This is a genomic window from Pseudooceanicola nanhaiensis DSM 18065 (assembly GCF_000688295.1).
Classification (GTDB): Bacteria; Pseudomonadota; Alphaproteobacteria; order Rhodobacterales; family Rhodobacteraceae; genus Pseudooceanicola; species Pseudooceanicola nanhaiensis.
Map to the genome: position 1 here is coordinate 1 of NZ_JHZF01000009.1, position 5,360 is coordinate 5,360.

Consider the following 5,360-nt stretch of genomic DNA (forward strand, 5'->3'; position numbering starts at 1 on the left):
GAGCCGTGATCTAGTGGCCGCGGTGTGGCCCGAGGCGCGGATCGCGGTGCATCCGCATCGGCTGCGGGAGGATGTTCCCCGTCTCGTCCCACCATCGCCCGAGGCGCCCTTGGTCCTCGCCGTGCTTGGCAACATCGCACCGCAGAAGGGGGCGGCGGTGATTTCTGCTCTATCCCGAAAGGTGCGTCCAGGGGAGCTGGTACTGATCGGCAATATCGATCCGGCCTTCCCTCTTGCCCCTGGCACGCCCGTTACCGGCACCTATGCTCTTGCCGACCTGCAGGACTTGGCCGCACGTTACGGCGTGACCGCATGGCTGGTGCCGTCGGTCTGGCCCGAAACCTTCTGCTATGCGGTACACGAGGCTGTGGCGACGGGCCTGCCGGTGCTGGCCTTTGATCTTGGCGCCCAAGGAGAAGCTGTGCGTGAGGCACCGAATGGTGTTTTGCTGCACCTCCCTCAAGAGAAGATGTCCCCGGAAATCCTCGCCGCCACGGTGCTCTCGGCGGCCCGAGAGCTCCGAACGATCAGCGCTCCAGAAGCTCTCGGTGGAAGCGTCGAAGCAGAATAAGCCCGATCACCGCGAGACCAAGCGAAAGTCCGTAGACGTAGAGCTGTGAAACGTAAGGCGCATCATAGTTGCTGTAGAACCCGGCCCGCATTTCTCCGACGACATGGATCAGTGGGTTGTACCAAAGGAAATCCTGATAAGGCTGGGGCACCGTTTCGAACAGGAAGAAGATGCAGGAGATCAGGAACATTGGCCGATTCAGGATGGCCCAAATTGTCGCCCAGATCGGAAACCGCAGACGAAGAAAGCAGTTTATCACGCCCACTCCGAAAGAGAGAGCTATCACCATGCAGAAAGACTGGATGATCCGGAGCAGATCAATCGCACCTTGAGTGTCGTAGATCAGAAGGATGCCGGTGAAGACAACATACGCAACCAGCAACTGACTGAATACATTGACCAACATCCGAGCGAAGATTGCGTCCATGTAGGTGACGCTTGGATAAGCGAGGAGCTGCTGCGAAAAGGTGAGAGATGCCGCGACCTTAATACTGACGTCTGTGTAGAGCAGAAAGGGCACCACACCCGAGGCATAAAAAGGAGCGAATTCTGAGCCGAGCGCAGGCGCGCGGAATGCAAGGGAGAAAACGAAGGTTAGAAGCGTGATTCCCAGCACCGGCTCCAGCACAAGCCAGATGTAGCCACCGGGCGAGCGGCCATAGGTGGTCTCCATCTCGCGCAGCGCAAGCGCCATCACTGCCCGAAATGTTCCGAAGCTGCGTGGCCGCTGGACAGGCCGTAGGTTAGGGGACATAGTCCCGGCCGAAGCGGGAGAACTCATCAAATCTACCGTTCAGAAGCCTATGGAAGTCGCACCGGGTGACACCCTATTCATCGCAGGCGAACCTGTGCAAGAGGCCAATTTTGACGTCATCTCCCCCGAAGCAGATAAAACCGGAGAGTGCCCCGGCATCCCAGAGCGATGCCGAAAACCGTCCCGAGCCCAACCCGGTCCCGTCGACAGCGGCTTTCGCTCCGGAGCAAGCAGAACAGACGCCGTCCAAGGTGCGCGGCCCAGCGTCGCGGGCCCGGCCGCGACGGCGGCACGGGATCGTTCTTCTCAGCTTCCTTATCATGGTGATCCTGCCCTCCGCGGTGACTGGCTGGTATCTTTGGACCCGGGCCGCAGATCAATATGCGTCCTATGTCGGCTTCTCAGTTCGGAAGGAGGAGGTGAGTTCGGCAGTCGAATTGCTCGGCGGTATCACCGAGCTATCGGGATCCAGTTCCTCCGATACGGACATCCTCTACAAGTTCTTGCAGAGCCAGGAGATCGTACGTCGGATCGACGCCGTGCTGGACCTGCGCGAGATCTGGTCGAAACCCGGCCCCCATCAAGATCCTGTTTTCACTTATCATCCTCCAAGCCTGTTCACCTACGAGCCCCCGGGCACGATTGAGGATCTCACTGAACACTGGCTTCGAAAAGTGAAGGTGTACTATGATGAGGGGTCTGGACTGATAGACCTGCGTGTACTCGCTTTCACGCCGGATGATGCTCACGCCATCGCCGAAGAGATCTTTGACGAAAGCTCCAAGAAGATCAACGATTTGTCCGCCATCGCCCGAGAGGATGCGATGCGATACGCGCGTGACGAATTGGAGGAGGCCGTCGAGCGTCTCAAAGAGAAGCGACGGATCCTGACCGAGTTCCGCAACACCTACCGGATCGTCGATCCGGAGGCCAGCATACAAGGCCAGGTGGGGCTGATCACTACTCTCCAAAACGAGTTGGCCAGCGCGCTGATTGAACTGGACATGCTGCAAGGCTCTGCCTCATCGAACGACCCTCGGATCCAGCAAGCCCGGCGCCGAATCGAGGTGATCGAGAACCGTATTGATCAGGAGCGGCGCAAACTTGGCAACGGGCCAGCTGCAGGGAATGACAATGGCGAGGAGGCATATGCTGAATTGCTCGGGACCTATGAGACACTGGCAGTTGACCGACAGTTCGCTGAAGAATCTTATCGTCTGGCTCTTTCGGCCTACGACGCCGCTCAGGCGGAAGCTCGAAGACAGAGCCGTTACCTTGCCGCCCACATCACGCCAACCATAGCCCAAAAATCAGAGTTCCCGGACCGTCCGCTTCAGCTAAGCCTCGTTGTGATCTTTTCCTTCCTGCTTTGGGCTACTGTTGTACTCGTTAGCTACTCCTTGAAGGACCGCAGGTAGGGTTCAATGATCCATCTTGAGAACTTGACCAAGATTTTCCACACTGACCGAGGACCGAAGACCGCCGTTGACCATGTCACCCTGACAATACCGACTGGCGGATCGCTTGCCCTCTTGGGACGCAACGGCGCTGGAAAATCCACTTTGTTGCAGATGATTTCCGGTGCAATGGAACCCACCTACGGCCAAATTCTGTCAGATGGCACCATCTCCTGGCCGGTTGGGTTCGCAGGTGCCTTCCACCCGGACCTGACAGGAGCACAGAACGCACGTTTTATCGCTCGCGTCTACGGTGCCGAAACTGCTGATATGGTCGACTTCGTACGAGAATTTTCAGAGCTCGACGACAATTTTTACTTGCCGGTGCGGAACTACTCCTCCGGCATGCGAGCGCGCCTCGCTTTCGGCGTGTCCATGGCCGTGGACTTCGACACCTATCTGATCGACGAGGTGGCGGCGGTCGGGGACGCGAGCTTTCGCGACAAGAGCAATGCAGTCCTCAAGGCTCGACTCGAAAATTCCAGTGCCGTCGTGGTGTCGCATTCAATGGGATTGATCCGGCAGATCTGTGATCGCGGCGCAGTACTGGAGAACGGGAAGCTCACACTTTTCGAGAACATTGAGGAGGCGATCGCCCAGCACGAGTACCATATGGGCATCCGACGCTATCCCGTTAAACGAAAAAGCTAGAGCACATCCTGTCACGCAAACTGCGCCCAGATCAGTAACTCGTCTCAACGATGTCATGCAGCCGCGCTAGCCACGGCGCCCGCTCGGCATCTACCGCGGCCATGAATGTCGCCTCATCCATGCGGAAACGCTCAGCGAATTCAGTGTTCCGGGAGGTGCCCAACTTGCCATGGCTACTCTTGAACTCCATCGGAGGAAGATCTGGCAAGCGAAGGTGGCGAGTGACCACGTTCACCATCTGTTGTGCGCTCAGGAGCGTTGTCTGCTCGTAGCACATCCGCAGCGGCTCCAGCCCATGGCGCTCAAAGAACTCCTCGTTCTTGCGCTCCGCGCTGAGAATATGAAGCAGCCAGCGACGGATGAGTTTGGCATCATAAGCGAAGCTCTGGTCTGACGCTTGGCGTTCCTCCTCGCTGGCATGAGCCGTGTGAGCTACGTTCGTAGAGACCATCTTGGCCAAGGAAATAGCTTGCGCGACGATGTCCCGGCGGATCAACCAGAAGCAGGGGCCGCTGCCGAAATGTTCGAGGAAAAGCGCAGCTCGCGGGAAGACCGCTTCCAACTGATGCATGGTAATCTCGAAGCCATATACCCCATGATAATTGTGCCGGCGGATCAAAACGTTGATATATTGTTCCAGGTTCGAAGCGTTACAAACCTGGGCGATGTTCGGGATGAAATTCGGATTGAACGCTTCGTTGGCCTCGCTCAGCCGCCGAGTCTGAGAAAGAACGTCCGTCAGCCATGAAGAACCAGAGCGGGGCGTAAAGTAGATTACGTAACGTAAATCCGCAGCGGGCTTCTGGAGCACCCTTTCGTAAACGACAGGATCAAACTGGACCTCCCGGAAGTAAAGTGAGTTATTCAAATTTTCCTAATCCTAGAACCAGATCAGCCAAAGATACCAACGACGTAATCCTAATCAAACAGAGAGGACCTTGTCTGCGGAGTTTCTGAGAGTTTGGTGCGAACACTTCTCAGCATCCTTCTCTATCTGTCTCCCAATCCATCCGCAACCATTCGAGTTCCCTCTGAAGGGGTGTAGCGCCAGCGGGGCCCAGCCGGCCCTGCCGGCCCAGATGCGGGCGATGTCCGTGGACCAGCGCTCGTTCGGGGCCGTGGTGACGGACGGAACGGCTTGGATGCGCTCGTGATCGAACGCCATACGCGCGAGTTGCTGGGGCTGGCACCTGTCGCGCTCCGGCAAGGCACGCACTGCCAACGCAGCCCTCGAGCACGCGCTCATCGCCAGGTTCAGGACGCTCGGCCGCGTCGAGGCGCCGTTCCAGCTGAGGTCCGACAACGTCCTATGCCGGGAAAATCTGGCCGCTTAGGCCAGCAAGTCATGGGGTATCGATGGCTACGAGCAGGGTCGGCGCGATAGAGTGCGTGGCGGTCATAGCCGGTCTCCTCAACGGTGTCGTTCAGCAAAACCATTGTTGAGACCTGAGACCAGGTTATGGCCACACGCTGCGCCATCTGGAAACTGCGCGCGTGGCCATAACCTGTCGACAGCGCATGTTCCCGACGTGCTACGGTCTGGTCTTCACCAGCCGCCACTTCACGGGCGCTGGTCCGAAGCTACGGCCTGAAGCAGGAGTTCATCACGTCTCACTGCCCCCAGCAGAACGGCATGGTCGAGCGCGTCATCCGGACCCTCAAGGAGCAATGCGTTCACCGCCATCGCTTTGAGCATCCAGCACGCGGCGCGAGTCATTGGAAACTGGATCAGTTTCTACAACAACCGCCGCCCACGTCAGGCGCTTGCCATGCGACAGCCAGCCGAGGAATTCAGATTAGCGGCTTAACCTGAGCAGATTCCGCTGGGTCGAGGCTCTGTTGCACAAATCGTGTGAGGGATTCATCTCGTGAATCCAGCGTGGTAGCTGGGATGCATGAGCAGACCTACACCCCCAACCTACAGAAC

At 57.9% G+C, this 5,360-nt stretch carries 6 protein-coding genes; 4 read left to right on the forward strand and 2 right to left on the reverse strand.

What is annotated here, in order from left to right; all coding sequences use genetic code 11:
• Nucleotides 1-571 (forward strand): glycosyltransferase (locus tag Q344_RS25440; protein ID WP_156954602.1); only part of this gene is annotated, 571 nt, incomplete at its 5' end.
• Here the strand turns inward: Q344_RS25440 and Q344_RS0100940 are convergent.
• Complete coding sequence (locus Q344_RS0100940; protein ID WP_028285000.1) at nt 528-1,265, reverse strand: ABC transporter permease; 738 nt, start codon at nt 1,263-1,265, stop codon at nt 528-530. The genes Q344_RS25440 and Q344_RS0100940 overlap by 44 nt on opposite strands.
• Nucleotides 1,266-1,645: 380 nt before the next feature.
• On the opposite strand from Q344_RS0100940, the gene Q344_RS0100945 reads away from it, so the two are divergent.
• Together Q344_RS0100945 and Q344_RS0100950 are read left to right on the forward strand one after the other, a co-directional pair.
• On the forward strand, nt 1,646-2,743 hold the full coding sequence (locus tag Q344_RS0100945) for a KpsE/RkpR family capsule polysaccharide export protein (protein ID WP_229669278.1): 1,098 nt from the start codon (nt 1,646-1,648) through the stop codon (nt 2,741-2,743).
• A 6-nt stretch (nt 2,744-2,749) separates the two neighbouring features.
• Nucleotides 2,750-3,433, forward strand: a complete 684-nt coding sequence (locus tag Q344_RS0100950) for an ABC transporter ATP-binding protein (protein WP_028285002.1) — start codon at nt 2,750-2,752, stop codon at nt 3,431-3,433.
• Nucleotides 3,434-3,464: 31 nt separating this feature from the next.
• Here the strand turns inward: Q344_RS0100950 and Q344_RS0100955 are convergent, their stop codons facing one another.
• Nucleotides 3,465-4,301 (reverse strand): Stf0 family sulfotransferase, encoded by an 837-nt coding sequence (locus tag Q344_RS0100955; RefSeq protein ID WP_028285003.1) that lies wholly within the window; start codon nt 4,299-4,301, stop codon nt 3,465-3,467.
• Nucleotides 4,302-5,021: 720 nt separating this feature from the next.
• Here Q344_RS0100955 and Q344_RS26785 point away from each other — a divergent pair.
• The gene (locus Q344_RS26785) at nt 5,022-5,246 is read left to right on the forward strand and encodes an integrase core domain-containing protein (protein ID WP_425311620.1); all 225 of its coding nucleotides are present in this window, start codon (nt 5,022-5,024) and stop codon (nt 5,244-5,246) included.
• Nucleotides 5,247-5,360 lie beyond the last annotated feature (114 nt).